The organism is Microbispora rosea (genome assembly GCF_900156315.1).
In the GTDB taxonomy this organism is placed as follows: Bacteria; Actinomycetota; Actinomycetes; order Streptosporangiales; family Streptosporangiaceae; genus Microbispora; species Microbispora rosea.
On record NZ_FTNI01000002.1, the window covers coordinates 95,994 to 121,450 of the forward strand.

Here is a 25,457-nt window from a genome sequence, read left to right on the forward strand (position 1 = left end):
GCGCGACACCGCCCGTCGGCATCCTGACGGCGTGACGGTGCCTGTCAGGCTCTCGGTTGTCGTCCCCCTGCACGGCGGGGAGGAACACGCCGAGGAGTGCCTCGAATCCCTGCGCGACCAGACCCTGGACGACCTGGAGGTGATCCTCGTCGGCCGCCCGCAGGGCCTTCGCCCGCCCGACCACAGGTTCACGCTCCTCACGCTCGGCGACGGCGGCGACGACCCCGGCACGGCGCGCAACGCGGGCGCGACCTTCGCCACCGGGCGCTACCTCGCCTTCGCCGACCCCGGTTCCGTCGTCCCCGCGGACGCCTACCGTGCGCTGGTCGGCGCACTCGACCACACCGGCTCCGACCTCGCCTGCGGCCGGATCCGCACCTGGACGCCGCATGCGTGGGACCGGACGCCCGTCCCGGCGCAGAAGGCCAGGCTGCGCACGCACATCACCCGGCACCAGAAGCTGCTGGACGAGCCGCGGGCGGGCGGCACGGTGTTCCGCCGGGAGTTCTGGAACCGGCACGGCTTCGCCTTCACGGCGGGCCTGGGCGAGGACTTCCCGGTGACGATTCCCGCGCACGTGCTGTCCACCTCGGCCGACGTGCTCGGCGACGTGGTCTGCCTCACGCGCGGCTCCCGGACGTCGGCCGACCCGCTGCGCCGCCTGGAGGCGATGCTGGAGGTGTCGGACCTGCTCGCACGGCGCGCGCCGCAGCTGCGCACGGCCTACGACCTGCGCCTGGCGGAGGGGCCCGACCTCGCGGCCGTGCTGGATGCCGTGCGCGACCGGGTTCCCGACCGGCTCGCCGAGGTCCTGGGCCGCCTGGGCCGCCTGGACCCCGGCGCGGTGGAACGGCTGCCGGTCCTGAGAAGGCTCCAGATCCACTTCGCCGCGCACGGCATGACCGGCGAGCTGGCGGAGCTGCGGACGTTCGCCGCGTCGGAGATCAGGCACCGGGGCGTGCTCCGGCGGGGGCTGCGGCCCCGCCGCTGGTATCTCGACTACCCCTTCCGCCGCGACCCCCGGCTTCCGCGCTCGCTGTTCGATGCCACCCGCGACCTGCGGCTCGTCGCCTGTGTGGACGATGTACGGCACGCGGACGGCAGGATCGCCCTGACCGGCCACGCGTACATCGCCCACCTGGACAGCGGGCGCAGCCGGATCGAGCTGTGGCTCCAGCGTGGGGAGGAGCGGATCACTCTGCCGGTTCAGCGGACCCGCAGGCCCGACGTGACCGCGGACTCCCGTCAGTCGGTCGCCTGCCACGACGACTCCGGCTTCGAGACCGTGATCGCCCTCGACACCCTGCCCGCCGGCCGGTGGGCGTTGCACGCGCGGGTCCGGGCGCGGGGCGTGATCCGGGCGGGCCGGGCGACCGGAGCCCCGGGCGAGCGCGTCTTCGACGCCGGGAACGTCCGGGTCTCCCTCACCCGCGACCGCGGGCTCACGCTCGGCCCTCGCGCCGGCGGCGGCCCGCAGCCCGATCCCGTCGGCCCGCAGCCCGATCCCGGCGGCCTCGTGAGCACGGTCGGCCGGACGGAGTCCGGCGGCACAATAAGCGCAGTCCGGTGGACGGAGTCCGGCGAGCTGGTCCTGGAGGGGACGGGCAGGTGCGCGGCGGACCGGATCGTCCTCGAGTGCGGCGCGGAGCGGCACTCCTGGCCGGTGCGCAGGGACGAGGCGACGTGGACGGCCGTCATCGGCAGAACGGCCGAGGGACTTCCGCTCCGCAGCGGCACCTGGCGGGTGCTCGCCCTGTCACCGGCGGGCGGGGACGAGCGCGTGCGCGTCAGCCCGGCGCTGATCGCCGACCCGCCGAGGCCGCGGGTCACCGGCTTCCACGAGACGGCGGTCCGCACCTCGCGCGACGGCGACCTGAGCCTCGCCGTGCGCCCTGCGCTCGGCCCGCACGAGCGCGGGCCGTACGCGACGCGCAGGCGGCGGGCGGCGGCGCCGCGACGCACGGCCCTGCGGAACGCGGCGGTGTTCGACAGCTACGGCGGCGGGCAGTACTCGTGCAATCCCCGGGCCGTCTCGGAGGAGCTGGCGCGCCGCCACCCTGACATGGAGATCGTCTGGGTCACCAGGGACGGGCAGTTCACGGTCCCGCCGGGCGTGCGCCTGGTCCTGTTCGGCTCGCGCGAGCACGAGGAGGCGCTGCGCACCAGCCGCTTCGTCGTGGCCAACCGGCGCACCCAGCCGGGCTGGTATCGCAAGCCGCGCGGGCAGACGGTCGTGCAGACCTGGCACGGCACGCCGCTCAAGCGCCTGGGGCTCGACCTCGACGACATGCCGTCCGCGCAGCGGGTGCCGCGCGACGAACTGGCGCGGCAGGTGGCGACCTGGGACCTGCTGCTGTCGCCGAGCCCGTTCGCCACCTCCGCGCTGCGCGGCGCGTTCGGCTACGAGGGGGAGGTCCTGGAGTCGGGCTACCCGCGCAACGACGTGCTCTTCGATCCCGCACGTGGCCGCGCGGTCCGGCGGCGGCTGGGCCTGCCGGACGGCCGGCGGGTCATCCTCTACGCGCCGACCTGGCGGGACGACGACACCACCGGCCGGCTCGCGCTGGACCCGGTCAGGGCGGCCGGGGCGCTGGGCGACGACGACGTGCTGCTCGTGCGGACCCACTATCTGGTGGCGCGGGACATGACGATCCCGGACGGCGACCGCATCCACGATGTCTCCACATTTCCGGACATGGCGGATCTCTTGGCCGCCGCGGACGTGCTGGTCACGGACTACTCGTCGGCGATGTTCGACTTCGCGTGCACCGGCAGGCCCATGGTGTTCTTCGCGCACGACCTGGAGCGCTACCGCGACGAGGTGCGCGGCTTCTACTTCGACTTCGAGGCCGAGGCCCCCGGGCCCGTGCTCAGGACCGGCGACGACGTGCTCGACGTGCTGCGGCACGGCGACCTCGGGCAGTTCGCGGCGCGCTACGAGCGGTTCGCCCGCAGATACTGCCCCTGGGACGACGGGCACGCCTCGGCGCGCGTGGTCGCGCGCCTGCGGCCATGACCCGCCCTGCCCGGCAGGCCGCCGGCGGCCGTCCGCTCCGCCGTACGGCCGAGGCGCCGTCGCGGCGCGTCGCGCCCGCGACAGCCGCGGGGCGTCCCGCCGAGGCGCCCGAGCGGCCCGCCCGGCTGGACCGGCCCTCCGTCGTGATCGTCGTGCCCGCCCTTCTCGCGCTGGCGGCCGGGCTGTGGGACCTCGGCGGGCCGCCGCCGTGGCGGGACGAGGCGGCCACCGTCAGCGCGGCCGGCCGCACCCTTCCCCAGCTGGCGCACCTGCTGCAGTCGGTCGACGCGGTGCACGGCCTGTATTACGCGCTGATGCACATGGTCGCGGGGCTGTCCGGCACCGCCGAGGTGGCGCTGCGGATCCCGTCCGTCGTCGCGGGCGCGCTGGCGGCCGCGGGGACCGGCGCGATCGGCCGCGCGCTCGGCGCGCCCCGGGCAGGCCTCTACGGCGGTGCGCTGCTGGCCCTCATGCCCATCTTCTCCAGGTATGTCCAGGAGGCCCGTCCGTACGCGATGACGGCGGCGGCGGCCGTCGGCGTGACTCTGCTGCTGCTGCGCCTGCTGCGCTCGCCCACGTCGGCGGTCCTGGCGGCGTACGCGGCGGCGCTGACCGTGCTCGCCTACCTCAACCTGTTCGCGTTCCTGCTGGTGGGGGCGCACGGCCTCGCCGTGATCCTGTCGAGGGGCCCGCTGCTGCGGTGGGCGTGCGCGGCGGCACCGGCCCTGGCGGCCGTGGCGCCGCTGGCCTGGCTCGGCTCCCGGCAGAGCGCGCAGGTGGGGTGGATTCCCCGGCCGGACGCGGCCGATGTCGGCGGCCTCGCCGTCCAGCTGTCCGGCGACCTCGGCGGGGCGACGGGACCCGGAGTGGCCCCCCTGACCTGGGCGCTCGCGCTCTTCGGCCTCGGGTATGCCGCGGTCGCGGGCGTCCGCCGGGCGCACGCGGCCCGCCGCGCCGAAAGCCCCGCGGACAACCCGGCAGCAGAGCCCGCTGGGAAGCGTGCCGAGGCTCCCGCTGAAGAGCGTGCGCAGACGCCGGCCGCGCTCGTGCGGCTGACGCTGCCGTGGCTGCTCGTGCCTGCTCTGGTGCTGCTCGTGGCCTCGTGGGCCGTCCATCCCGTGTACGTGTTCCGCTACGTCTTCTGCTGCGTCCCCGCGGCGGCGCTGCTCGCCGGGGCGGGCCTGGCCGCGCTGCCCCCCGGTCTCGCCGCCGCCGTGCTGACCGCCTGGCTCGGCCTGTCGGTTCCCGGACAGCTCGCCACACGGGGGCCCGACGGCAGGCAGGACGATCCGCGGCCGGTCATGGCGCTGCTGGCGGCGGAGGCGAAGCCGGGGGACGGGGTGCTGTTCGTCCCCGCCAAGGTCAGGAAGTACGAAGCGGTCTACCCGTCGGTTCTCGGCAGGCTCCGCGACGTGGCGCTGGCCCGGTCACCCGAGCGGGACGGCAGCTTCCCGGGCCGCGAGGTGGGCCCCCGGGTACTCGCCGCCCGCCTCGACAGCCTGCACACGCTCTGGGTGGTCGGCCACACGGGCAAGAACGCGCTGCCCGCCCGCAGGCGCGCCCTGGTCGCCCGTTCGTTCGCCCCGGCAGGCCGCTGGACCTTCCGCGGCCTGTTCGTGGACAGGTACGACCTGCGGCCCGCTCACCGCTCGAACGGCGCCGGGGTGGGGAAGTAGGCCTCCAGGAACCGCGCCAGCAGCGCGTCCTGCTCGATCGTCGTGGGGGCGGTGTCGTTGAGGCAGAACACGTCGTGTCTGCGCCGGGCCAGCATCCGGCGCAGCTTGACCGGCGTCTTCGGCAGCGACAGGTCGACATAGGTGTAGTCGACCGTGCCGGGGACCGCCCGCCCGCTCAGGTAGCCGTAGTAGTGCGCCAGTGAGGACACCACCGAGATGTCCCGTGACGTGCGGAACCTGCTGCGGGCGGTCGCCGTGAACTCCGTCGCGAACCGCCCCTCCAGCTCGTACATGACCGACCGGCGCAGCGCGTAGGGCACGTGCTTGAGCTTCTGGGTGATGGTGCGGCCGGTCAGGTTCTCCAGGATGCGCCGGTTGTTCATGCCGGCGGCGTGTACCGGGGACTCCTCGGTCTCCGGCACGCCGAAGGGCACGTGGACGGTGCTGGGGAAGAAGCGGGTGATGCCGTTGCCCTCGAAGAACGTCCGGGGAGCGAGCGGCCGGCCCAGGAAGAAGTCGTCGTTGAAATACAGGAAGTGCTCGCTGAGCCCGTCGATGTGGTGCAGCTGCGTCTCGATGGCGTGGGAGTTGAACACCGGCAGCACCGACGGGTCGGTGAAGATCTCCTTGTGGTCGACCACCGCGACCATCGGGTGCGTGGTGTCGAGCCAGGGCGGCGTCTGACCGTCGGTGACGATCCAGATCCGGTTGATCCAGGGGGCGTACATCAGCAGGGAGCGCAGCGAGTAACGCAGCTCGTCCCTGCTGGTGAACCGGGCCTCCGTGGTCGCCATCTCGCTCGGCGCGGCGCCGGTGCGCAGCGCCTCGGCGCGTTCGGCCTGGTGCCGGCGCGCCCGCCAGGCCGGGTCGGCGCCGTCCACCCATGTGTAGACGACGTCGATCGGGAAGTCGATGTCGTCCAGCAGCCGCCGGACGAACTCGGGCCGGGTGCGGTAGGCGCGGGCCCTGCGGGCGGCGCACGCCAGCGGAGTGAACAGCTCCTCGCCGCCGTCCACGTCAGGGCCTTCGGCGGGGACGCGGTCGCAGGCGGGGTTCGGCCTCGGGGCGACCAGCTCGTCACCCTCCCGGGCCCAGAACTCCAGGTCGCATCCGTGCTCCGGGCCGAGTGTCAGCGTGCGCGACGGACTGGCGAAATACATCGCCAGCCGCACGACCTTGGCGTCGCCGAGCAGCGCGGCCGCGCGCCGCACCGGGCGCATCCGGCCCGCGTCCGCCTGACGTGCCCGCGCGCCCTGCCTGCCGTACGGCTGCCGCGCCGCGAACAGCGGATGACGGCCGGCCGCGAGCGCGGCGAGCGCGCGTGTGCGGTCGTCCTCGGGCACGGCGATCACCGGCGGCCGGTTGGGCAGCGGGCGCACGCAGAAGTACGGCACATCCGCCTCGCCCAGCAGCGCGCACACCACGTCCAGCGTTTCACGCTGGGCCTGCAGCGGACCCGCGTCCGCGCGGATGAGAGCGGCACGCGGTGCGGGCTCCCATGACGGCAGCCGCCCCTGCAGCCGCCGGTACAACGTGACAACGGGCATGGTCTCCCCCTCGAACACGGACTGTAACCGATCGGCCACCGGATTGGCGGATGGTTTACGTAGATGGGGAGGACGGTCAAGAAGCGGCAATGAGATGCCCTCCCTGTTACCGAAGAGCAGGCCAACGGCTACCCGTTGTAGTCATTCTTGCCTGCATGGGAGGCTTCACGCTGGACGACATACTCGCGACGCGCAAGCCGAGAGACTCGTGGTGGACCGTCTTCATGGTCGATCCGCTCGCCTGCCGGCTCGCGCTGCTCGTGGCCAATCACACCTCGATCACCCCGAACGGGCTGACCAGACTGTCCATGCTGATCGGCTTCGCCTCGGCGGCGGCCTTCACGGAGGGCATGCTCGTCGCCGGTGCGGTGCTGTTCTATCTCAGTTTCACGGTCGACTGCATGGACGGCAAGATCGCCAGGCTCAAGGGCACGGGGACGCCCTTCGGCCTGTGGCTCGACTACGTCGGCGACCGGGTGCGGGTGGTCTGCTGCGCCTTCGGGTGGGGGTTCGGGGAGTACGCCCGCACGGGCGACACGGACGCGGTGCTCGCCGCGGTCGGCGTCGTGGTGCTCGACCTGTTCCGCTACATCAACGGCCCGCAGCTCAAGCGGGTCAAGGACGCCACCCGCGCGCTGCTCGAGGCGCGGCTGGAGGGGCAGTTCGTCCTCGCGGAGAGCGTCCTGCGCTCCAGGCCGCGGACCGAGCTGGGGCAGGCCGCCGCGGAGTTCGGCCAGGCCGCCGCCGACGACACCGACGACACCGACCGCCCGGTGGTCGACCTGCAGAAGGCGTTCCACGCGCGCTTCCCCTGGTATGACCGGTTCCGCGTCTTCCTGACCCGGCACCGGGTGCGCACCCACGTGGTGAGCGGCATCGAGTTCCACGCCGCGGTCTTCGTCGTGGGCCCGCTGTTCGGTCCCAGGGCCATGGTGCCGGTCGCCGCCGTGTCCGGCGCGCTGCTGCTGGCGTTCGAGATGAGCCTGGTCTACCGGGTCTGGCTGGCGTCGCGCCAAGTGCCCAGCACCGCCGCCGAGAGAGAGAAGGTCCTTGTCTGACCGGCCTTCTCGGCCCGATCCACCAACTTGTACGGCGTGACGCCGTAGGACCCGCGTCACGAGCCGCGCCCGGGGGCGGGCGGCGGCCTGACGTCCGGAAATTTCACCACGGGGGATAGAACTCATGCATTCGGACAGACCTGTCTTCGTCGTCGGCTGCCCGCGCTCCGGCACCACCATGCTGCAGCTCATGCTGCACTCGCACCCGCGCATCGCGGTCCCGCCCGAGACGCGGTTCCTCGTCCCGGCCTACTTCTCCCGGCGGGCGTACGGCGACATGCGGCTGGCCGACAACAGGCGCAGGCTGGCGACCTGGATCGCCGAGGGCCGGACCACGAAGTTCCACGAGCTCGGGCTGAGCCGTCCCGAGTTCGTCCAGGCGGCCATGCTCGGCCCGGGCAGCTTCGGGTCGGTGATCGGCATGGTCTTCAAGTGCTACGCCGAGCGCTTCGGCAAGCCGCGCTGGGGCGACAAGCGGCCCAGCTACTACCGGCACGTCGAGATGCTGATGCGGATGTTCCCCGACGCGCAGTTCGTCCACCTCGTCAGGGACGGCCGCGACTGCGTGGCCTCGCTCAAGCAGATGCCCTGGTACAAGGCGGACGCCGTGCACGCCATGGCCAACTGGGCCGAGGCGGTCGACTTCGGCCGCCGGCACGCGCGCAAGCTGCCGGCCGACAGCTTCTACGAGCTGCGCTACGAGGACCTCACCTCCGACCCGGAGACCGAGCTGAAGAAGCTGTGCGTGTTCCTCGGCGAGGACTACGACCCGGCGATGTGCGAGCCGCGCCACGTGGCCGAACTCGCCGTGCCCAAGCACAAGGTGTGGCACAGCAACACGCACGAGGACGTGACCACCGCCCACTCGGGCAAGTGGGCCTCTCGGCTGGAGCCCTGGGAGATCTCGCTGTGCGAGGAGGTGCTCGGCGAGCGGCTCACGGCGTACGGCTACGAGCTGAGCGGCGCGCGCAAGCCCGACCGCGACCAGGTCGCCGCGTTCAAGGCGGCGGCGGCCAAGCGCCGCGCGGCGCGGCTGCGCAAGTACAACCGCGACCGGCTCACCCGGCTGCGCGAGCCCGGTCCGATCGCCGCGCTGCTGACGGACGGGCAGCGGCAGCTCGCCGGCCTGCCCCAGCAGCGTTCCTACGAACTGCTCCCCCGCTGACAACCCCTCTCGACGATCTCAACCGCCTCGGCGGGGGCCGACCGGCGCACGACGAGGCGTGTGCGTCTCTCGGCCCCCTGCCCGACACCGAGGGGCCCGATGCCGAGGGGCCCGATGCCGAGGGGCCGCCGCGGTCGTGCCGGGCTCGTGACGTCGTCAGGTCGCCCTGCGCCGGGGGAGCGGCAGGCGCGACCGGGTGAACGCGGCGCCGCCGAGCGCGGCCAGCAGGGGGAGCCCCACGACGAGCAGGGCGATGAGCGCCCAGGGGATCGCGATCGCGGGGTCGACGGGCACGATCGTCATCACTCCGTCGGGGCGCAGGACCACGGCCGGGTAGGGGAAGGGCCGCGAGGCCGCGGCGACGCCCGGGGCGAGGCCGGCGAGCACGCCCGCGACCGAGCCCAGCAGCGCGATCACCAGCGCCTGCCCGGCGACGACGGCCCGCTTCACGCGTGGCGCCGCCCCCACGGCCGACATGGTCTCCAGGTCGGGGCGCGCCTCGACGGCGGCCAGCATGGTCGCGACGGACGTCATCCCCAGCACGAGCACGGCCGCGGCGATGCCCAGCACGACCAGGAGGAGCATGTCGTCCGGCGTCTCCGGAGTCTCGAGCCGCACGGAGGCCTTTCCGGTGATCCGTTCCACCTTCGCGGCGATCCGGTCCGCCGTCGCCCGCGGAGTGCGGAAGTCCGCGGGGTCCACCAGGAGCATGGAGGTGACGGTGCCGTACCCGTTCTTCGCCGCCGCCTCGGGTGAGACGACCACGCGGGCCCAGCCCTGCCCGGTGGGCCGCACGCCGACGGCGGGCAGGGTGAGCGCCAGAGGGTCCTCTCCTCCGGTCGCGGGCGTCAGCCCGATGCGCACCTCACCCTGACGGATCACGTCGGGGTTGAGCACGACCAGCTTCCCCTCGCGGAGCGCCGCCACCGCGCCGGAGTCCTCGCGCCGCAGCACGTAGCGGAGCAGGTCCTCGCCGCCCACCAGGAGCCCGCCGGACCTGGTCACGTCGAGCACTTCAACTCGGTTGGTCCCCGAGGCGTCGTCCGGCACGAGGGCGAACAGCGGGGCGCCGGAGGGGGTCGCGAGTATCCGCGCCTCGATCAGCGGCACACGGGCGGGCAGTTCCTCGCGTACGGCGGAGCGCACCCGGTTCCAGAGCTCGGGAGTGAGGTCCGGCCCGGTCACCTGGAGAGCCCCGGCCGGAGCCTGCGCGTAGTCCACCACCAATCTCTGCGCGGCCACGCTGTGCCCGGCCACTCCCACCGCCACGAGCGCCACGACCGCGGTCATCACCGCCGCGACGGCGGGCGCCGTACGGCCCCTGTTGCGTACGGCGTCTCTGGCGGCGAACCGGAGCGGCAGGGGAAGCCGGGCGGCGAGCCGGGCCGTCGCCGCGAGGAACACCGGCACCAGGGCGACCAGGCCGAGCTGGGTGACCAGGGCCGAGGTCCCGGTCCAGGCGATGTCGTGACCCGCGCTCGCGATCGTCGCCGCCGTGCCCGCGACGACGAGCACGACTCCCAGCAGCGGACGGTCCGCCCGCTCACGACTCCGCTCCCGCCGGCCCGACAGCACGGCGACCGGGTCCGTACGGCTCGCCGCGACGGCCGGGGCGAGCGCGGCCAGCAGTCCCGCGACGACGCCCAGCACCGTGACCATCGCGACCTCGGCCCAGGGGACCTGGAACGAGCCCAGCAGGAATCCGGCGCGCCACTCCAGCAGCGGCGTCGCGAGCCGGGACGCGACGACGCCCAGCGCCGCGCCGAGCACGGAGGCGGCGACGCCGAACAGCAGGCCGTCGGCGAGCGCGATCGTCCGCAGGTGTGCGGGGGAGCCGCCCTGGACGGCGACCAGCGCGAACTCGCGCGATCTGCGCAGCCGCCCGACGGCGAAGGCCGGCCCGGCCAGCAGGACGACCTCCAGCAGCATGATCGCGACCCACGGCACGGCCCGCACGGGGTCGAACACGCGCGAGTGCGGCTCGTCCGCCGTGAGCCGATCGGTGACGGCACGGCTGACGACCACGAGGCCCTGCGCGTTCAGCCGCCGCACGTCCGCCCACGTCAACGGCCGTGGAGAGTCCACCAACCAGGCGCGTGACATCAGCTCGGAGTCGACCGGCCCGAAGGCGTCGGCCGGCAGGCTGCCGGGGAAGGTCGCGAGCGTGGGCTCGATCCCCGCCAAGGCGAACAGGGCCACGCCGACGACCCGCACCGGGCGGCGTTCCTCGCCGACGAGGAGCGTCACCCCCGGAGCCACGGCCCGGGCGTCGTCCCTGTTCATCCGCTCGGCAGACACCACCGCCTCGCCGGGAGCGGCGGGCAGCCTGCCCTCGGTCAGCCGGAAGGTGCCCCGGGACATCGGATCGCGGAGATCGACCTGACGGATCTCTCCCGTCTCATACCCCTGCGGGGTCAGATAGCGGAGCGTCCCCCGCGCCACCGGGACGACCCGGCTGCCGGGCGCGAGCAGCGCCGTGACCTCGGCCTGCGTGAACGGCACGTCGCCGGGCTGTGTGGAGACGCCGTTGCCCCACGCGTCCTGGGTGAGGCCCGCCCACCCGTGGGCGCCGGTCACCACCGCGTCGGCCTGTCCGATCGGGTAGTGCTGGCGGTCGCTTCCCGTCACGGGGAAGAGCGCGGTCAGCGCGAGGACGGCGAGGGCGACCGGAAGGCCGATCATCGCGAGGATCAGCGCGCTGCGCCACTTCGTCCGCAGGGCGTTGCGGCGGGAGATCCGTAACGCCGCTCTCACCTCGCTCGCGTGGATCGGGCTCATCGGGCGGTCTCCATCCCCGCGGCGGACGAGTCGGCGACCTGCCCGTCCTTGAGGAAGACGACGCGGTCGGCCCAGGCCGCATAACGGGGCTCGTGGGTGACCAGCAGCACGGCGGCCCCGGCGTCGGCCCGCTGCCGGAGCACCTGGATGATCTCGTCGCCGCCGCGGGTGTCGAGGGCGCCGGTCGGCTCGTCCGCCAGCAGCAGCCTCCGCCGCCCGACGAGCGCCCGGGCGATGGCGGCACGCTGGCGCTGGCCGCCCGACAGGTCGTCGGGGAACCGGTCGCCGAGGTCCGCGAGCCCGACCTCCTCCAGCACCGCCGTCGCCTCCGCCCTGGCCTTCGCCGTACGGACGCCGTCCAGCTCGCGCGGGAGCGCGACGTTCTCGGCGACGGTCAGCGACGGGATGAGATTGAGATCCTGGAAGACATATCCGGCGCTCCTGCGGCGCAGCTCCGCCAGTCGTCTCTGGGACAGATCCCGCAGCTCCCGGCCTTCGAGGACGACGGATCCCTCCGTCGGCCGGTCGAGCCCGCCCGCCAGGTTGAGCAGGGTGGACTTGCCGGACCCGGACGGGCCCATCACCGCGACCAGCTCTCCGGCGGGGACGTCCAGGCTGACGCCCCGCAGCGCGTGGACGGCACCCGTCCCCTCGCCGTGGACGCGTACGACGCCGGTCATGCGCACGACCGGCTCGGCGTCCGGCGCGGGCAACCGGTCCGGAGGTCGGGTTTCGGTCACGGGTTCTCCTCGGAGGGACGGGCGAGGACGGCCTCGCAGTGGTCGAGCCAGCGCTGCTCGGCCTCGGCATGGAAGATCATCGAGTCGACGACCAGGCGCTGGGCGGCCTCGGTGGACGCGTCGAGGGTCCGCAGGGCGCGGGTGAGCTCCTGCAGACTCCGCATGGTCGCGGAGCGCTGGGCCCGGATGACCGCCGCGACGTCCACGCCGGGCGTGGTGACCGCCATCGCGAGCTTGATGACGAGCTCGTCACGGGGCCGGTCGGCCCGGGAGACGGGTTTGGCGAACCACCGGTCGAGCTCGTCGCGGCCTTCGGAGGTGATGGCGTAGCGGACCCGGCCCTGCTCGTCCTGACCGTCCTGACCGCCCTGGTCGTCGCGGGACACCAGGCCGTCGCGTTCGAGGCGGGACAGCGTCGTGTAGACCTGCCCGATGTTCAGGGGCCAGGTCGTCGCCGTGGACGCCTCGAACTCGGCCCTGAGCTGGTAGCCGTAGCGCAGGCCCCGGCTCAGCAGGGCGAGCAGGCCGTGTCGTACCGACATGGATACTCAGTATGCATACTGAGTATGCCCTTGGCTATCGGCCGGACCCGGGCCCGTCAGGGGTGTGTCCCTCACGCACCCCTGACGGGCGGGTTGAACCGGGAGTACTCCTCGAACGCCCAGCGCAGCGGGCTCGCGCCGCCGACCTGGAGCACGCGCTCGACGTCGAACTCCACGAGCCGCTGGGCTCCCGGCACCTCGCGAGGGTCCCAGTCGACCCGCGCCCTGCCGGTCAGGTGCAGCGCGTCCCCGGTGGCCCAGTCGAGGAAGAGCAGGCCGGCGGCGGGGTTCAGCTCCAGGTTGCCGAGGGTCATGTACATGAGGTTGCCCGCGTAGTCGGGCCAGACGAGCCGCCGGGCGTCCACCACCTCGACGAACCCGGGGTTGCCGCCCCGGTGCGAGACGTCCGAGCCGAGCCCGGGCGCGTGCGTCGCGACGAAGAAGGTGTCGGCGGCGCTGATCCACTTCTGCTGGGCCTCCGACAGGAGGTCTCCGGACCACGACGTCCGCTCACCGGGCTCCAGGTCCTCGGTGATCGTCCGCTTCTGCAGATATTTGGGGCAGTTCGAATACACCTGCTCGGTCCGTACGACCAGGTGGTCGCCGTCCCGCCGGGCCCGGCCGTTGACCCGCATCCGCCGGCGGGTCCACGGCTCAAGGGCCAGCATGCCGATGTCGTGCTCGTCGTCGAACACTCCCGCGAGCGGCGCGCCGGGCACCGCGTCCACGAGGATCGTGCGGTCGCCGGTCGCGGTGGCGAAGCCCGCCCGGCCGGTGAGCGGCGCGGACCACACGCGGCCCTCGCGGTCCTCCGCGCCGATCACGACCATGCGCTGGGCTTCCAGGAACCGCGCGGCGGCCTCCGGTATCTCGGCCCGTACGCGGGCCGACCCGTGCTCCGCCAGCCGGACGCCCGCCCGGCGCTGGACCGCGATCTCTCCCGCGTGCCGCATCTCTAGAAGAATCCGCAGGTCGGAACGTCGGACCTGGGAGCGGGGCGGTCGTCGGCGCCGCTCGGCGCGTAGATCTCCAACCGGATCCCGTCGGGGTCCTCGAAGAACAGACCGCCAGAGGAGCCGCCCTCGCGGTGCGGGACGATGCCGCCGTGGTGGATCGTCGCCCCGGTCTCCCGGACGACGGCCTCCGCCCCGCGTACGGCGTCGATGTCCGGCACCTGGAAGGACAGGTGGTGCAGCCCCGGCAGGCCGGGGGCGAACGTGCCCTCGCTCTGCTGCCACAGCGTCAGCACCAGCGTGCCGTCCTGGGTGAGGAACGCGTAGCGGTGCGCCTCGTCGGCCGACTCGGCGGCGAGATCGAAGCCGAAAATCTTCCGGTAGAAGCCGACCGACCTGTCGAGATCCGAGACGTTCAGTCCGACGTGCCCCGTGGTGAAGCTCATAGCCGCCCCCTTCGTCGCAAGTTCTAACGGACTATCCCGTTAGAAGATGGAGAAAAGGCTAACGGACTTCTCCGTTGAAGTCCATTAGAAGGCGGGCCGCTCGCGCCGGGAGAGCGGCAGGAGTGACCATGGAGACGGCGCGAGCGCGACCGGTGGGGTTCAGGCGGCCGTTCGATCGGGAGGGCGAACGCCCCGGGGTTCAGGCGTTCTTGTGCTGGCGGTAGTGACGGGCCGCGCGGGCGCGGTTGCCGCAGGCCACCGAGCACCACTCCTGGCGCGGGTGCTCCCTGACGAAATACAGCACACACCGGGGCGCGGGGCAGGCGCGGAGCTGCTCCCGGTGCGGCCCGCCCAGCAGGTCGACGGCGGCGGACGCGAGGGTCGCCCGCAGGCGGGCGGAGTCGCCGGCGGCCAGGGCCGGCAGGGTCCGGGCGTGGGGCGCCTCGTCCTGCGGCCATTCGAGCCGGGGGGCGACGGGCACCGCCGCCGCCGTGGCGTTCACGAGATCGAGGGAGGGCTCGAAGGCCGGCAGCCGGGCCGCGTCCGCGGCGCTCGCCGGCCCGGGGGACACGGCCCGGGCGAACAGCGCGCGGATCGCCTGCCGCAGCGCCACGACCTCCTCACGCATCTCGGCAGTGACGACGAACGCGGCGGGGTCGATGCCGAGCTCGGGCGCGTGGTCGCCGACCCAGGCGGTGAGGCCGCCGACATCCTCCAGCGCGTCCACCGGGCCGGACCGGTTCGCCCGGATGGTGCTCACGAATTCCAGGGCCAGCAGCGAGGACATCCGCTCAGTCTAACGTGGTCGGCCGGGTGTGCCCGTGAGACCGGGAGGCTGGAGGGGTGTCAGCGGCGGATGGCCTTGGCGAGGATGGCGACGAAGGCCGCGAAGCCCAGCCCGCCCACGAGGACGGGCGCCATGACGACGGCGTCGGGCTCGGGCCCGGTCAGATAGCGGATCCCCATGCCGATGAACAGCAGGCCGCACAGCAGGGACATCCAGTTCGTACGGTGCACCCGGCGCGGGCGCTCGGGCTGCGACTCAGGCACCACGGCGCACCTCCACGTCGCCGACCCCGGCCTTGACGTGCAGCTCGATCGTCGGCACGTCGCCCTCGACGGGCGCCTCGGGCTCGAGGACGCGGTCGAAGCGCACGTCGCTGCCGTCCTCGACCTTGTGGTCGATCCTCACCTCGCCCAGCTTGGCGGAGCCGTGCACCTCCACGCGGGCGGTCGTCGGCACGATCACCGTGAGCTGCCCGATCGACACCGAGGCGTCGAATCTGACCCGGACGCCCGGTTTGATCGTCACGTCGCTCAGGTCGAGTTTGCCCTCGCCGATGCCCAGTTCGTAGGCGCCGGGCGACTGGACAGTGCCGACGGGGTGCCAGACGAAGCTGCCGACCTTGCGGGGGATGCCGTTCACCGTCGAGCTTCCCACCAGCACGAGGGCCACGATCGTCCCCGCGGCGATCAGCGCGGCGCCCCGGCCGAACCAGGCCGCGACCAGCAGGCCCGCCCCTATCGTGACGAGGACCGCCCCGCCGACGACCGGCAGGCCGACCGAGCCGGAGCCGGTCCGCTGCATGGTGACCATGATCCCTCCAACGATCAGGGCGAGGCAGATGGTGAGGCCGCCGACGAACGACCTGGGCCGCTTGGGCCTCGCCGGCCTCGGGGGTGGCGGCACGGGCGGGGCATAGGGGCTCGGCGGGGGATAGGGCGACCCGTAGGGCTGGTGCGGCTGCTCCCGCCTCGTATAAGGGCCGTGGGGAGCGAAGGGCTCTCCGGCTCCGTAGCCGTGCCCTCCGGCGCCGTGTCCCCGCGTTCCGTGTCCCGGCGTTCCATGTCCCCGCGCGCCGTGCCGGTCGTCCCGGGCGCCGCTGCCCCCGTACGCGCCCTCCCGCGCCTCGCGTGCCAGGTCGGACAGCCGCCGGTAGCCGTCGCCGGCCGGAGGCGCGGAGACGGAGGGCCCCGGCGCTCCAGGAGCCCAGCCGACCGGCGTCCCGGGCGCGTCCGGTCCCAGGCGGGTGGGGCCCGCGGCGTTCGGACCCAGGACGTTCGAGCCGGGGGCGTTCGGGTCCGGTGCGTTCGGATCCGGGGGGTACGGCGTGCCGGGAGCGGGCTCCGCGGCCAGCCGGGCGACGGACTCGAAGGGCCGGGTCGGCGGGTCGCCGCCGGGCCGCCCCGCCGATGCCGCCGGGTCCCCGGAGAAGGCCTCCTGGACGAGCGTGTCGTCCACGGCCTTCGGAGGCGCCGCCGGGTCCTGGACGATCGTGTCGTGGACCGCGGTGTCGTCCGCTGCCGCCGCCCGGATCTTCGTGTCATGGACCGCGGGGTCGTCCGCGGCGCTCTCCGTAGCCGTGTCGGCGCGCGTGGAGGCCTCCGCGGCGGGGGCCGCGGTGTCCGCTGCCGGGCCGTTGTCCGCCGCCCTCGCCGTCTCCGCCGTGTCCGCAACGGGCGGCTGTGCCTGAGCCTGCGGCGCCGGTGTCTCCCGTAGCGGTGTCTCCGTCATCGGCGCTCCCGCCTCGTACGGCTCCCGCGCAGGTGGCGGAGTGAACGGCGCGAACGGCGCGAAGTTCGGGGTGGCCCGGGTCATGCCGCGCCGTCCCGTCGCCCGCTCGGGCATCGACTTGGCCATCGTCAGCAGGTCGACGCCGCGCGCGTGGGCCGCCATCAGCACGATGGCCAACAGCGTGCCGACCACGATCGTGCCGCGGTTGATCCCTCCGGACGCGACGTTGATGATCAGGCCGAACGCGAAGACCGCGGCCAGCAGCGCGAGCACGGTCTCGGCGTCGAACAGCCGCCGGGTCCACTGCTCCAGATGGCCGGGGCCGCCGCCCGGCTGGCGCATCAACAGGAACGCCGCGACGTACAGCAGGACGCCGATGCCGGAGGCGAGGACGAGCACGGCGAAGCCGACCCGGAAGAGCACGGGGTCCATGCCGGTGAACCTGCCGAGGCCCGCGCAGACGCCCGTGATCATGCGCCCGTCCCTGGAGCGGCTCAGCACCTTCTCGGGCTCGGGCGCGCCGGCGGAGTCGGGAGTGGGTGTCGGTGGTGCCTCGGTCATGGTCCCATCCTGGCCTCGCGCGCCATATCCCTGCCATCGGGGGAACCCCTGACTCGTCCCCGACCCCTCAGGGGTGGCGTCAGGGCATGCCCTGATGCGCTCATGGTTTGCGACGTGTGACGATGCTTTCCGAGATGTCTGAGATGCCTAACGCCCCCGCGGCGTATTCCCGGATGGTCCGGCCCGCCACGGGCCGGGTGGTCGCGGGCGTCGCCCAGGGTGCCGCCGCCCAGCTGCGGCTCGACCCCGTCGTGCTGCGCCTCGCGTTCGTGCTGCTCACCGTCGTCGACGGGCTGGGCGTCGTGGCGTACGCCGCACTGTGGATGTTCACCCCCAAGGAGGAGGTGAAGGGCCGCGAGCCGGCCCGTGAGTGGGGCCAGCTCGCCGCATACGGCGTGCTGTGGCTGGTGCTGGCGGGCTTCGCCTGGATGACGGGCGCCTCCAGCGGAGGGTTCGGCACGTGGCCGATCGCGGTCGGCGGCATCGGCGCGCTGATCCTTTGGCAGCAGGCCGATCCGGGACGGCGGCAGCGGTGGATGTCGGGCGCGGTCAAGCAGGTCAGCACGACCTGGGTGCGCACCGGCATCGGGGCGCTGCTCGTCGTCGTGGGCGCGATCGGCTTCCTGGCCGCGAGCGGCGAGCTGGCCAAGGCGAGGACCGGGCTCGTGTTCACCGCGGTCGTCGTCGGCGGCATGCTGATGATCGCCGCGCCCTGGCTGGCCACGCTCGTGAAGGAGCTGCAGCGGGAGCGCACCGAGCGCATCAGGCAGGAGGAGCGGGCCGAGGTGGCCGCTCACGTCCACGACTCGGTGCTGCACACGCTGACCCTGATCCAGCGCAACGCCCACGACGCGCGGGAGGTCGCCCGGCTCGCCCGGTCGCAGGAGCGGGAGCTGCGCAACTGGCTCTACCAGCCCAAGCAGGACGCCGACGCCAGCCTCGCGGCGGCCGTACGGCGGGTCGCGGCCGAGGAGGAGGACGCCCACGGGGTGCAGATCGAGGTGGTCTGCGTGGGCGACTGCGAGCTGAACGAGGGCCTGGTGGCCCTGCTGCACGCCGCAAGGCAGGCGATGGTCAACGCGTGCAAATACAGTGGGGCTCCGGTCGTCTCCGTCTATGCCGAGGTCGAGCCCGACGAGGTGACGGTGTTCGTCCGGGACCGGGGCAAGGGCTTCGTGCTCGACGACGTCCCCGGTGACCGGATGGGCATCCGCCAGTCGATCATCGGCAGGATGGAGCGCAACGGGGGAAGCGCCCGGGTCAGGACCGAGCCGGGCGACGGAACCGAGGTCATGCTGACCATGAAGAGGGAGCAATGAAGACCGTACGCGTGCTGATCGTCGACGACCACCGGCTGTTCCGGTCCGGCGTACGGGCCGAGCTCGGACCGTCGATCCAGGTGATCGGCGAGGCCGAGGACGTGGAGTCGGCGGTGACGGCGATCGGCGAGCTGCAGCCCGACGTGGTGCTGCTCGACGTGCACATGCCGGGCGGCGGCGGCCAGGAGGTGCTGCGGCGCGTGCTCGGCTCCGGCTCCCAGGTGCGCTTCCTCGCGCTGTCGGTGTCGGACGCGGCCGAGGACGTGATCGGGGTCATCCGGGGCGGCGCCCGCGGCTACGTGACCAAGACGATCAGCGGCGCGGAGCTGACCGACGCGATCATCCGGGTGTCCGAGGGCGACGCGGTCTTCTCCCCGCGGCTGGCCGGGTTCGTCCTCGACGCGTTCGCCTCGACGGAGGCCCCGCCCATCGACCCGGAGCTCGACTCGCTCACCCAGCGGGAGCGCGAGGTGCTGCGGCTGATCGCCCGGGGCTACGCCTACAAGGAGATCGCCAAGGAGCTGTTCATCTCGGTGAAGACCGTCGAGACGCACGTGTCGAGCGTGCTGCGCAAGCTGCAGCTGTCCAACCGGCACGAGCTGTCGCGCTGGGCCACCGCCAGACGGCTGGTCTGACCCCGTCTGCGCATCCGTCTGGGCGGATCCGTCTGGTGCGATCGCCCCTCGGCATGCGACGCTCGGTGAATGGGCCGTGACGTACCCTCCGTCTCCTTCAGCCGGGAGGACCGCCGTCGCTACCGGGACAAGGTGAAACTGTCGCTGGACGTCCTGGCCGAGATGCTGCGGGAGTCGCGGTTCGGGTTCGACCGGCCCCAGACGGGTCTGGAGATCGAGCTGAACCTCGTCGACTCCCGGGGCGAGCCGGCGATGAAGAACGCCGAGGTGCTGGCCGCCATCGCGGAGCCCGACTGGGCGACGGAGCTGGGCCAGTTCAACGTCGAGATCAACATCCCGCCCCAGGTGCTGTCCGGCGAGGGCGGCCGCCTGCTGGAGGAGTCCATACGGCTGCGCCTCAACCGGGCGCAGGAGCGGGCGGCGCGCGTCGGCGGGCAGCTCATGCTGGTCGGAATCCTGCCGACGCTGCGCGAGAGCGACGTCCACGAGGGGACGCTGTCGGCCAACCCCCGCTACAAGCTGCTGAACGAGCAGATCTTCGCCGCCAGGGGCGAGGACCTGCACCTCGTGATCGAGGGGGTGGACCGGCTCGACACCTACGCCGACAGCATCACCCCCGAGGCGGCGTGCACGAGCGTGCAGCTCCACCTGCAGGTCAGCCCGGAGACGTTCGCCGACCACTGGAACGCGGCCCAGGTCATCGCCGGTCCGCAGGTCGCGGTCGCGGCCAACTCGCCGTTCCTGTTCGGCAAGGAGCTGTGGCGCGAGACCAGGATCAGCCTGTTCGAGCAGGCCACCGACACCCGGCCCGAGGAGCTGAAGACGCAGGGCGTGCGGCCGCGCGTCTGGTTCGGCGAGCGGTGGATCACGTCGGTCTTCGACCTGTTCGAGGAGAACGTCCGCTACTTCCCCGCGCTGCTTCCCCTGTGCGACGAGGAGGACCCGAGGCGGGTGCTCGACGAGGGCGGGGTGCCCGAGCTCCACGAGCTGCGTCTGCACAACGGCACCGTTTATCGATGGAACCGGCCCGTCTACGACGTGTCCGACGGGGTCCCCCACCTGCGCGTGGAGAACCGCGTGCTGCCCGCCGGGCCGACGGTGGCCGACATCGCCGCCAACGCCGCGTTCTACTACGGGCTGATGCGGGTGCTCCCGGCGGCCGAGCGGCCCGTGTGGACGCGCATGTCCTTCGCCGCCGCCGAGGACAACCTCCGCAACGCCGCGCGGTACGGCCTCGACGCCCGCCTCTACTGGCCGGGCCTGGGGGAGGTGCCCGCCTCCGAGCTGATCCTGCGCAGGCTGCTGCCCATGGCCTACCACGGGCTCGACCTGTGGGAGGTCGACCCGGTCCAGCGCGACCGCCTGCTCGGCATCATCGAGCGGCGCTGCGTGACCGGCCGTACGGGGGCGGACTGGCAGGTCAGGACGGCCCGCGCGTTCGGTGGCGACCATGAGGCGCTGCGCCGCATGACCCTGCGCTATCTGGAGCACATGCACACCAACGAGCCCGTTCACACCTGGGGCATGTGAAATCCCGCCATTCGGCGGCGGTGCAAATTGTTGCCGCCTAAATGGGTATTCATATGGAAATGACTCGCCGAACACTCGCCGTGCTTCTGCTCTTGGCGGCGGTCCTCGTCGCCTCCTGCGGCACGCTCACCGGCTCCCCGCCCGACCGGGCACAGCCGGGGGACGCGGCGTCCCGGGGAACGCCGTGCGAGGGCACCGGCGACGACTTCCCCGGCGACGTCAAACTCGCCCGGTGCCTCACCGAATGGTTCTGGTCGCAACGCTTCCAGGAGAGCGGCGGGGCCTATCGCCCGATCACCCGATTCGTGGCCTATCGGGGCGCCGACGGTCCCGACTGCGGCGGACAGGCGGCGGTGCCGGAAAACGCCTTTTATTGCCCGTACGGCCATTTCATCGCCTACGACGCGGTCTGGCTAAAGGCGATGTACGACCAGATGGGCGACGGGGCGGTCTACGTCGTGATCCCGCACGAGCTGGGCCACGCCGTGCAGGCCCAGCTCGTCGAGGACTTCGGCTTCAACGTGCAGCGGGAGCTCCAGGCCGACTGCTACGCGGGCGCCGCGCTGAGCGGTCTCATCCGGGTGGGCGCGCTAAACGCGGAGCAGGGGGACGAGGAGGAACTGCTCACGAACCTCCAGGCGGCGGGCGACCCCACCGACGTCTGGTGGGCTCCGGACGCCCACGGCACTCCACAGCAGCGCCAGGGGCATTTCGCCCACGGTTACACCGAGGGGGTGGGAACCTGCTGAGGCGGTGCTCGGCGGAGGCCTCGCACGTCCCGGCGATGGGAACATGGCCGGCGTGACGAGGAACCGGACGAGGCGGGCGGGGGCGCTGGGCGGCACTCTCGGCGTGCTCATGGCCGCGAACGTGCTCAACAACCGGGTCGCGCGGCGGTGGGCGCCGCTGACCTCGGCGGTCGCGACCGGCGCTCTGGTGCTGGTCGCCCGCAGGGAGGGGATCACCTGGCGGGAGCTGGGCTTCCGTCGCGCCTGCGCCGGGGCCCTGACCGGAGGCGCGCTCGCGGCCGGCGTCGCGGCCGTCTACGCGGCGGGCGTCGCCCATCCTCGCACTCGCGTGCTCTTCCACGACGAGCGCGCGCTCGCGCTGTCGCGCCGCCGGGTGCTGGAGGAGGCCCTGGTCCAGGTGCCCTTCGGGACCGTGCTGCTGGAGGAGGTGGGCTTCCGCGGCGTGCTGCCCGCCCTGCTCGGCCGCTCGCTCCCGCCGCGTGCGGCCGTCGCCGCCTCGGCCGCGCTGTTCGGGCTGTGGCACGTGTTGCCCGCCATGGACATGGCCGGGGCCAACCCCGCCCTCGGCCGGCTGACCGCGGGGGAGACCCCGGCCGAGGCAGGCGACCCGGTCGAGCCGGGACGGCCCGTACAGGCAGGACGCGCGCAGGCCGGACGCGGCGTGCAGACAGGAGGGCCAGTGCAGGACGGACGGCCCGAGGCTGGACGGCCGGCGGAGACGGGACGGCTGGTGGCGGGGACGGTGGCGTCCACCGCGGTCGCCGGGCTCGCGTTCCACGCCCTGCGTCACCGCGCCGGGCTGCTCGCGCCCGCGCTGCTCCACCTGGCGACCAACTCCCTCGGCTACGCCGCCGCCCGTGTGGGCCGCCGCCTGGATCAGCCCTCGCGGGGGTCGGCCAGGCCGGTCCGGTAGGCGTACGCGACCGCCTGGGCGCGGTCGCGCACCCGGACCTTCGCGAAGAGGTTGTTGATGTGCGTCTTGACCGTGGCCTCGCCGATGAACAGGGCGGCGGCGATCTCGGCGTTCGACAGGCCGCGCGCGATGAGCCGCAGGACCTCCGCCTCGCGCGGAGTCAGCCCGTCGGGCGGTGTGCCGGCGCTTCCCGAAGTCCCGGTGCATCCTGCTCTTCCGGTGCTTCCCGCTGTTCCGGCGTCTGGCTGCGTCCCGGCCCCGGGCGTCCGGCCCGCTCGCCGTGCCTCGCGGGCGTGGCGCGATGAGAACCGTGACCGGTGAGCCGGCGCGGCGGCCGGGGCGGGCGTCTCGGCGGGCGGCGCGGTGCCGGCGCCGCCGCCCGTGCCGGTGACGGTGTTCAGAAGGCGGCGCTGCACGCCGGGGTCGAGCTGCGCGTCGCCGTTCATCACCGTGGTCACGGCGCGGGCGATCTCCTCGGCGTCGGCGCTCTTGGTGAGGAAGCCGCGCGCGCCGGCGCGCAGCGCGGCGAAGACCGACTCGTCGTCGGTGTAGGTCGTGAGCACGACGACCTGGGTGTCCGGGAATCCGGCGCGGATCCGCCGGGTCGCCTCGACCCCGTCCATGCGGGGCATGCGCAGGTCCATCAGCACCACATCGGGCCGTTCGTCCGCGACCAGGCGGAGCGCGGTCTCGCCGTCGGACGCCGACCCCACCACCTCGATGCCCGGCAGCAGGCCGAGCAGCAGGACGAGCCCGTCGCGCACCACGGCCTGGTCGTCCACCACGAGCACGCGGGCGGTCATGCCGGCACCCGCAGCCGGACCAGGAAACCGTCCTCGGTCTCGCCGGCCTCCAGGGTGCCGCCCAGGAGTTCGGCGCGTTCGCGCATGCCCACGAGTCCGTATCCTCCTCCTGGCGTCCCCGGCGCGTCACTCGGGGGGTTGACGACCTCCAGCTCGCACGTCCGGTCGCCGAAGCTCAGCCGTACGGTGGCGGGGGAGCCCGGAGCGTGCCGCCGCACGTTGGTGACGGCCTCCTGGGCGGTGCGGATCATCGCCAGCTCGGTCTCGGGCGGCAGCCGGCGTTCGTGACCGGAGACGACGACGGCGCACTCCCTGCCGGTCGCGTCGCGGAACTCCCCGGCGAGCGCGTCCAGCGCGGCGGGCAGCGGCTGGGCGTCGTCGCGGAGCGCGGCGACGGCCCTGCGCGCCTCGTCGAGGCCCTGCTTGGCCAGCTCACGGGCGCGTTCGACGCGGTCGAGGGCCTCCTGCGACCGGTCGGCGCGCAGCAGCAGCCGGGCGCCCTCCAGATGCACGATCTGCGCCGACAGGGAGTGCGCGAGGATGTCGTGGATCTCCCTGGCGATCCGGGCGCGCTCGGCCAGCACGGCCTCGCCCGCCTGGGCGGCGGTGGCGGCCCTGCGCTGCCTGATGGCGAAGGCGACCGCGAAGACCACGCAGATCGAGACGCACAGGCTGAGGTCGCGCTGCTGCGCTTCGGGGGTCAACGGCGGCGGCAGCAGTCCCGCGACGCTCGATCCCAGACCCGCGAGCGCCAGCAGCAGGAGCGGCAGCGACCATCTCAGCGGATGCCGTACGGCGGCGGCCCCGACGGCGAACATGAGCACGGCGACGGCCGGGCCGCTGTCCGAGACCATGTCGAGGGCGATGGCCGCCACGATGGTGAGCCCGACGAGGACGGCCTCCGCCGGCCCGTCGTTCCAGCGTCCCGGCAGGATCGGCCGCAGCCGGATGACGACCATGAGGGACAGCGTCACGGCGATCGCGGCGGTCAGCGCGGTGATGGCGAGCCGGTCGCCGGTCAGGCCGAACCCCGGCGGGCCGGTCGCCTGCCCGCCGACCAGCAGGGCGATCACAGCCAGCCGCAGAAACGCGCCGGCGATCGCGTTCCTGCGGCTGGACTCCGGGCCGGCCTGGACATGTCCGTCACGACTGGGCACATCCCGACGTTAGCGGGCCGTCTGGATGCCCGATGCGGGGCCGATGGGCAGGGCGTTCGCCCGCCGGGCGACGACGAGGAACTGCACACCGAGGGTCACCCCGACGAACAGGAGCACGGAACTCTGCGACGAGGCGAGGCCGAGGAAGGAGGTCAGGGCCATCATCGCGACCCGGACCGCGATGGAGCCCACCCAGGCGATGAGGGTCGGGACGCCGCCCTGCGACCACGCCACGCCGTGCTGGTCACGCCACACGCGCGTCGTCATGGCCCGCAGCACGCCGAGACCGGCGGCCACGAGGAGTTCCGCGACGAGCACCGCGATGCTCAGCGACGCGTGGCCGGCGTCGACGAGCCCGCCGCCGCTGAGACCGGCCAGGACCATCACGGCGGCGATGATCAAGGCCACAGGCCTGGCGACGGGCCTCGGCCTCATCTGCCGGTAGATCACGAAGGCGACGACGACGAGGGCGAGGGCGACGATCTGTGTGGTTTCCATGCGCTCGACGGTAGGAATATCGGGCGCGCACCGGATCGGCGCGAGGGTGGAAAACCGGGGTGGAGATCAGGCGATCTCCACCCGGAGGTGGAGGGCCCGGTCCGCCCGGCTCAGGCGGTGATCACGAGCTGGAACGCCTCCGCGTACGAGCCCTCGGGAAGGCCCGCGGCGGCGGCGTGACCGGAGAGCATGCCCCTGATCATGCCGTCCAGATCGGGGATGTGCGAGGTCTGGCTCTCGTGCGCGCGCAGCGCGGCGATCTTGCGGTCCACGGTGGAGGTGACGTCGACGTAGTGGTTGGGGGTCATGCCGCCGGTGAGCCACACCTCGCGGACGGTCCAGGCCTCCAGGCCCTCGTCGGCGAGCAGTTCGGGGAAGGCGTAGGGATTGCGGGCGTCGGGGTAGACGGCGTCGAGGGTGGCGCCGCCGACCGCGCGGTGGTCGGGGTGGCTCGGGCTGATCCGCGTGTAGTTGCGCTCGGGGGTCGAGGTGATGACCAGGTCCGGCTGCACCTGGCGGATCACCCGGGCGATGTCCCGCCGCAGGCCGAGCGTCTGCTCGACCGCGCCGTCCTGGTAGCCGAGGAAGCGCAGGTCGCTCACGCCCACGCACTTGGCGGCGGCCGTCTGCTCGGCCCGGCGCAGCGCGGCCATGCCGCCGTTGTCCACCGCACGGTCGAACCCGCCCGCGTCGCCGTCCGTGACCAGGCAGTACGTCACCTCGGCCCCCGCCTCGGTCAGCCGGGCGACCGTGCCCGCCGCGCCGAAGTCGATGTCGTCGGGGTGTGCGACGACCACCAGCACCTTCTTGATATCCGCCTCGTCCAGCACGAGCAGCCTCCTCATGGTCCGGCACA

At 73.3% G+C, this 25,457-nt stretch carries 22 protein-coding genes; 9 read left to right on the forward strand and 13 right to left on the reverse strand.

Annotated features, from left to right (window positions below):
* Positions 1-31: 31 nt before the first annotated feature.
* Complete coding sequence (locus tag BXA11_RS03165; RefSeq protein ID WP_159454726.1) at positions 32-3,016, forward strand: bifunctional glycosyltransferase/CDP-glycerol:glycerophosphate glycerophosphotransferase; 2,985 nt, start codon at positions 32-34, stop codon at positions 3,014-3,016.
* A complete protein-coding gene (locus tag BXA11_RS03170) occupies positions 3,013-4,692 on the forward strand; it encodes a glycosyltransferase family 39 protein (protein ID WP_076432586.1) in 1,680 nt (559 codons plus the stop codon). The genes BXA11_RS03165 and BXA11_RS03170 overlap by 4 nt, the downstream gene beginning before the upstream one ends.
* Here BXA11_RS03170 and BXA11_RS03175 read toward each other — a convergent pair.
* Positions 4,659-6,239 carry a stealth family protein gene (locus BXA11_RS03175; RefSeq protein WP_143734056.1) on the reverse strand — a complete coding sequence of 527 codons (1,581 nt, stop codon included), beginning with the start codon at positions 6,237-6,239 and terminating at the stop codon, positions 4,659-4,661. The two genes, BXA11_RS03170 and BXA11_RS03175, sit on opposite strands and share 34 nt — an antisense overlap.
* 155 nt (positions 6,240-6,394) lie before the next feature.
* On the opposite strand from BXA11_RS03175, the gene BXA11_RS03180 reads away from it, so the two are divergent.
* Together BXA11_RS03180 and BXA11_RS03185 are read left to right on the forward strand one after the other, a co-directional pair.
* On the forward strand, positions 6,395-7,297 hold the full coding sequence (locus BXA11_RS03180; RefSeq protein ID WP_076432590.1) for a CDP-alcohol phosphatidyltransferase family protein: 903 nt from the start codon (positions 6,395-6,397) through the stop codon (positions 7,295-7,297).
* Between the two features lie 124 nt (positions 7,298-7,421).
* Positions 7,422-8,462, forward strand: a complete 1,041-nt coding sequence (locus BXA11_RS03185; protein WP_036406747.1) for a sulfotransferase family protein — start codon at positions 7,422-7,424, stop codon at positions 8,460-8,462.
* A 156-nt stretch (positions 8,463-8,618) separates the two neighbouring features.
* Here BXA11_RS03185 and BXA11_RS03190 read toward each other — a convergent pair whose 3' ends face one another.
* The 8 genes from BXA11_RS03190 to BXA11_RS03225 form a co-directional block, all read right to left on the reverse strand.
* Positions 8,619-11,240 (reverse strand): FtsX-like permease family protein, encoded by a 2,622-nt coding sequence (locus BXA11_RS03190; RefSeq protein ID WP_076432592.1) that lies wholly within the window; start codon positions 11,238-11,240, stop codon positions 8,619-8,621.
* Positions 11,237-11,920, reverse strand: coding sequence for an ABC transporter ATP-binding protein (locus tag BXA11_RS03195; protein WP_076433112.1), 684 nt, complete (start codon positions 11,918-11,920; stop codon positions 11,237-11,239). The genes BXA11_RS03190 and BXA11_RS03195 overlap by 4 nt, the downstream gene beginning before the upstream one ends.
* A 56-nt stretch (positions 11,921-11,976) precedes the next feature.
* Entirely contained in the window at positions 11,977-12,522 is a 546-nt protein-coding gene (locus tag BXA11_RS03200) for a PadR family transcriptional regulator (protein WP_076432594.1), read from the reverse strand.
* Positions 12,523-12,593: 71 nt separating this feature from the next.
* Entirely contained in the window at positions 12,594-13,475 is an 882-nt protein-coding gene (locus BXA11_RS03205; protein WP_076432595.1) for a pyridoxamine 5'-phosphate oxidase family protein, read from the reverse strand.
* 2 nt (positions 13,476-13,477) lie between these two features.
* Positions 13,478-13,921: a VOC family protein gene (locus BXA11_RS03210; protein WP_076432596.1), complete on the reverse strand. Its 444-nt coding sequence runs from the start codon at positions 13,919-13,921 to the stop codon at positions 13,478-13,480.
* A 199-nt stretch (positions 13,922-14,120) separates the two neighbouring features.
* Positions 14,121-14,708, reverse strand: coding sequence for a CGNR zinc finger domain-containing protein (locus BXA11_RS03215; protein ID WP_076432597.1), 588 nt, complete (start codon positions 14,706-14,708; stop codon positions 14,121-14,123).
* Positions 14,709-14,767: 59 nt separating this feature from the next.
* Positions 14,768-14,971 (reverse strand): hypothetical protein, encoded by a 204-nt coding sequence (locus tag BXA11_RS03220; protein WP_143734057.1) that lies wholly within the window; start codon positions 14,969-14,971, stop codon positions 14,768-14,770.
* Positions 14,964-16,997: a PspC domain-containing protein gene (locus BXA11_RS03225; RefSeq protein WP_076432598.1), complete on the reverse strand. Its 2,034-nt coding sequence runs from the start codon at positions 16,995-16,997 to the stop codon at positions 14,964-14,966. The genes BXA11_RS03220 and BXA11_RS03225 overlap by 8 nt, the downstream gene beginning before the upstream one ends.
* A 143-nt stretch (positions 16,998-17,140) precedes the next feature.
* Here BXA11_RS03225 and BXA11_RS03230 point away from each other — a divergent pair, with 143 nt between their 5' ends.
* From BXA11_RS03230 to BXA11_RS03250, 5 genes are all read left to right on the forward strand, one after another.
* Complete coding sequence (locus BXA11_RS03230; protein WP_076433114.1) at positions 17,141-18,316, forward strand: ATP-binding protein; 1,176 nt, start codon at positions 17,141-17,143, stop codon at positions 18,314-18,316.
* Positions 18,313-18,951 carry a response regulator gene (locus BXA11_RS03235; protein WP_076432599.1) on the forward strand — a complete coding sequence of 213 codons (639 nt, stop codon included), beginning with the start codon at positions 18,313-18,315 and terminating at the stop codon, positions 18,949-18,951. Before BXA11_RS03230 ends, BXA11_RS03235 begins: the two co-directional genes overlap by 4 nt.
* A 69-nt stretch (positions 18,952-19,020) precedes the next feature.
* Entirely contained in the window at positions 19,021-20,481 is a 1,461-nt protein-coding gene (locus BXA11_RS03240) for a glutamate-cysteine ligase family protein (RefSeq protein WP_076432601.1), read from the forward strand.
* Positions 20,482-20,540: 59 nt separating this feature from the next.
* Positions 20,541-21,230, forward strand: coding sequence for a neutral zinc metallopeptidase (locus BXA11_RS03245; RefSeq protein WP_076432603.1), 690 nt, complete (start codon positions 20,541-20,543; stop codon positions 21,228-21,230).
* Positions 21,231-21,282: 52 nt separating this feature from the next.
* Positions 21,283-22,143 carry a CPBP family glutamic-type intramembrane protease gene (locus BXA11_RS03250; protein WP_239104751.1) on the forward strand — a complete coding sequence of 287 codons (861 nt, stop codon included), beginning with the start codon at positions 21,283-21,285 and terminating at the stop codon, positions 22,141-22,143.
* Here BXA11_RS03250 and BXA11_RS45245 read toward each other — a convergent pair.
* The 4 genes from BXA11_RS45245 to BXA11_RS03270 form a co-directional block, all read right to left on the reverse strand.
* Positions 22,107-22,946, reverse strand: a complete 840-nt coding sequence (locus BXA11_RS45245) for a response regulator transcription factor (RefSeq protein WP_076432606.1) — start codon at positions 22,944-22,946, stop codon at positions 22,107-22,109. The genes BXA11_RS03250 and BXA11_RS45245 overlap by 37 nt on opposite strands.
* Positions 22,943-24,103: a sensor histidine kinase gene (locus BXA11_RS03260; protein WP_076432608.1), complete on the reverse strand. Its 1,161-nt coding sequence runs from the start codon at positions 24,101-24,103 to the stop codon at positions 22,943-22,945. Before BXA11_RS03260 ends, BXA11_RS45245 begins: the two co-directional genes overlap by 4 nt.
* A 9-nt stretch (positions 24,104-24,112) precedes the next feature.
* Positions 24,113-24,601 (reverse strand): hypothetical protein, encoded by a 489-nt coding sequence (locus BXA11_RS03265; RefSeq protein ID WP_076432610.1) that lies wholly within the window; start codon positions 24,599-24,601, stop codon positions 24,113-24,115.
* Positions 24,602-24,711: 110 nt separating this feature from the next.
* Positions 24,712-25,446, reverse strand: a complete 735-nt coding sequence (locus BXA11_RS03270; protein WP_143734058.1) for a PIG-L deacetylase family protein — start codon at positions 25,444-25,446, stop codon at positions 24,712-24,714.
* Positions 25,447-25,457: the final 11 nt, after the last annotated feature.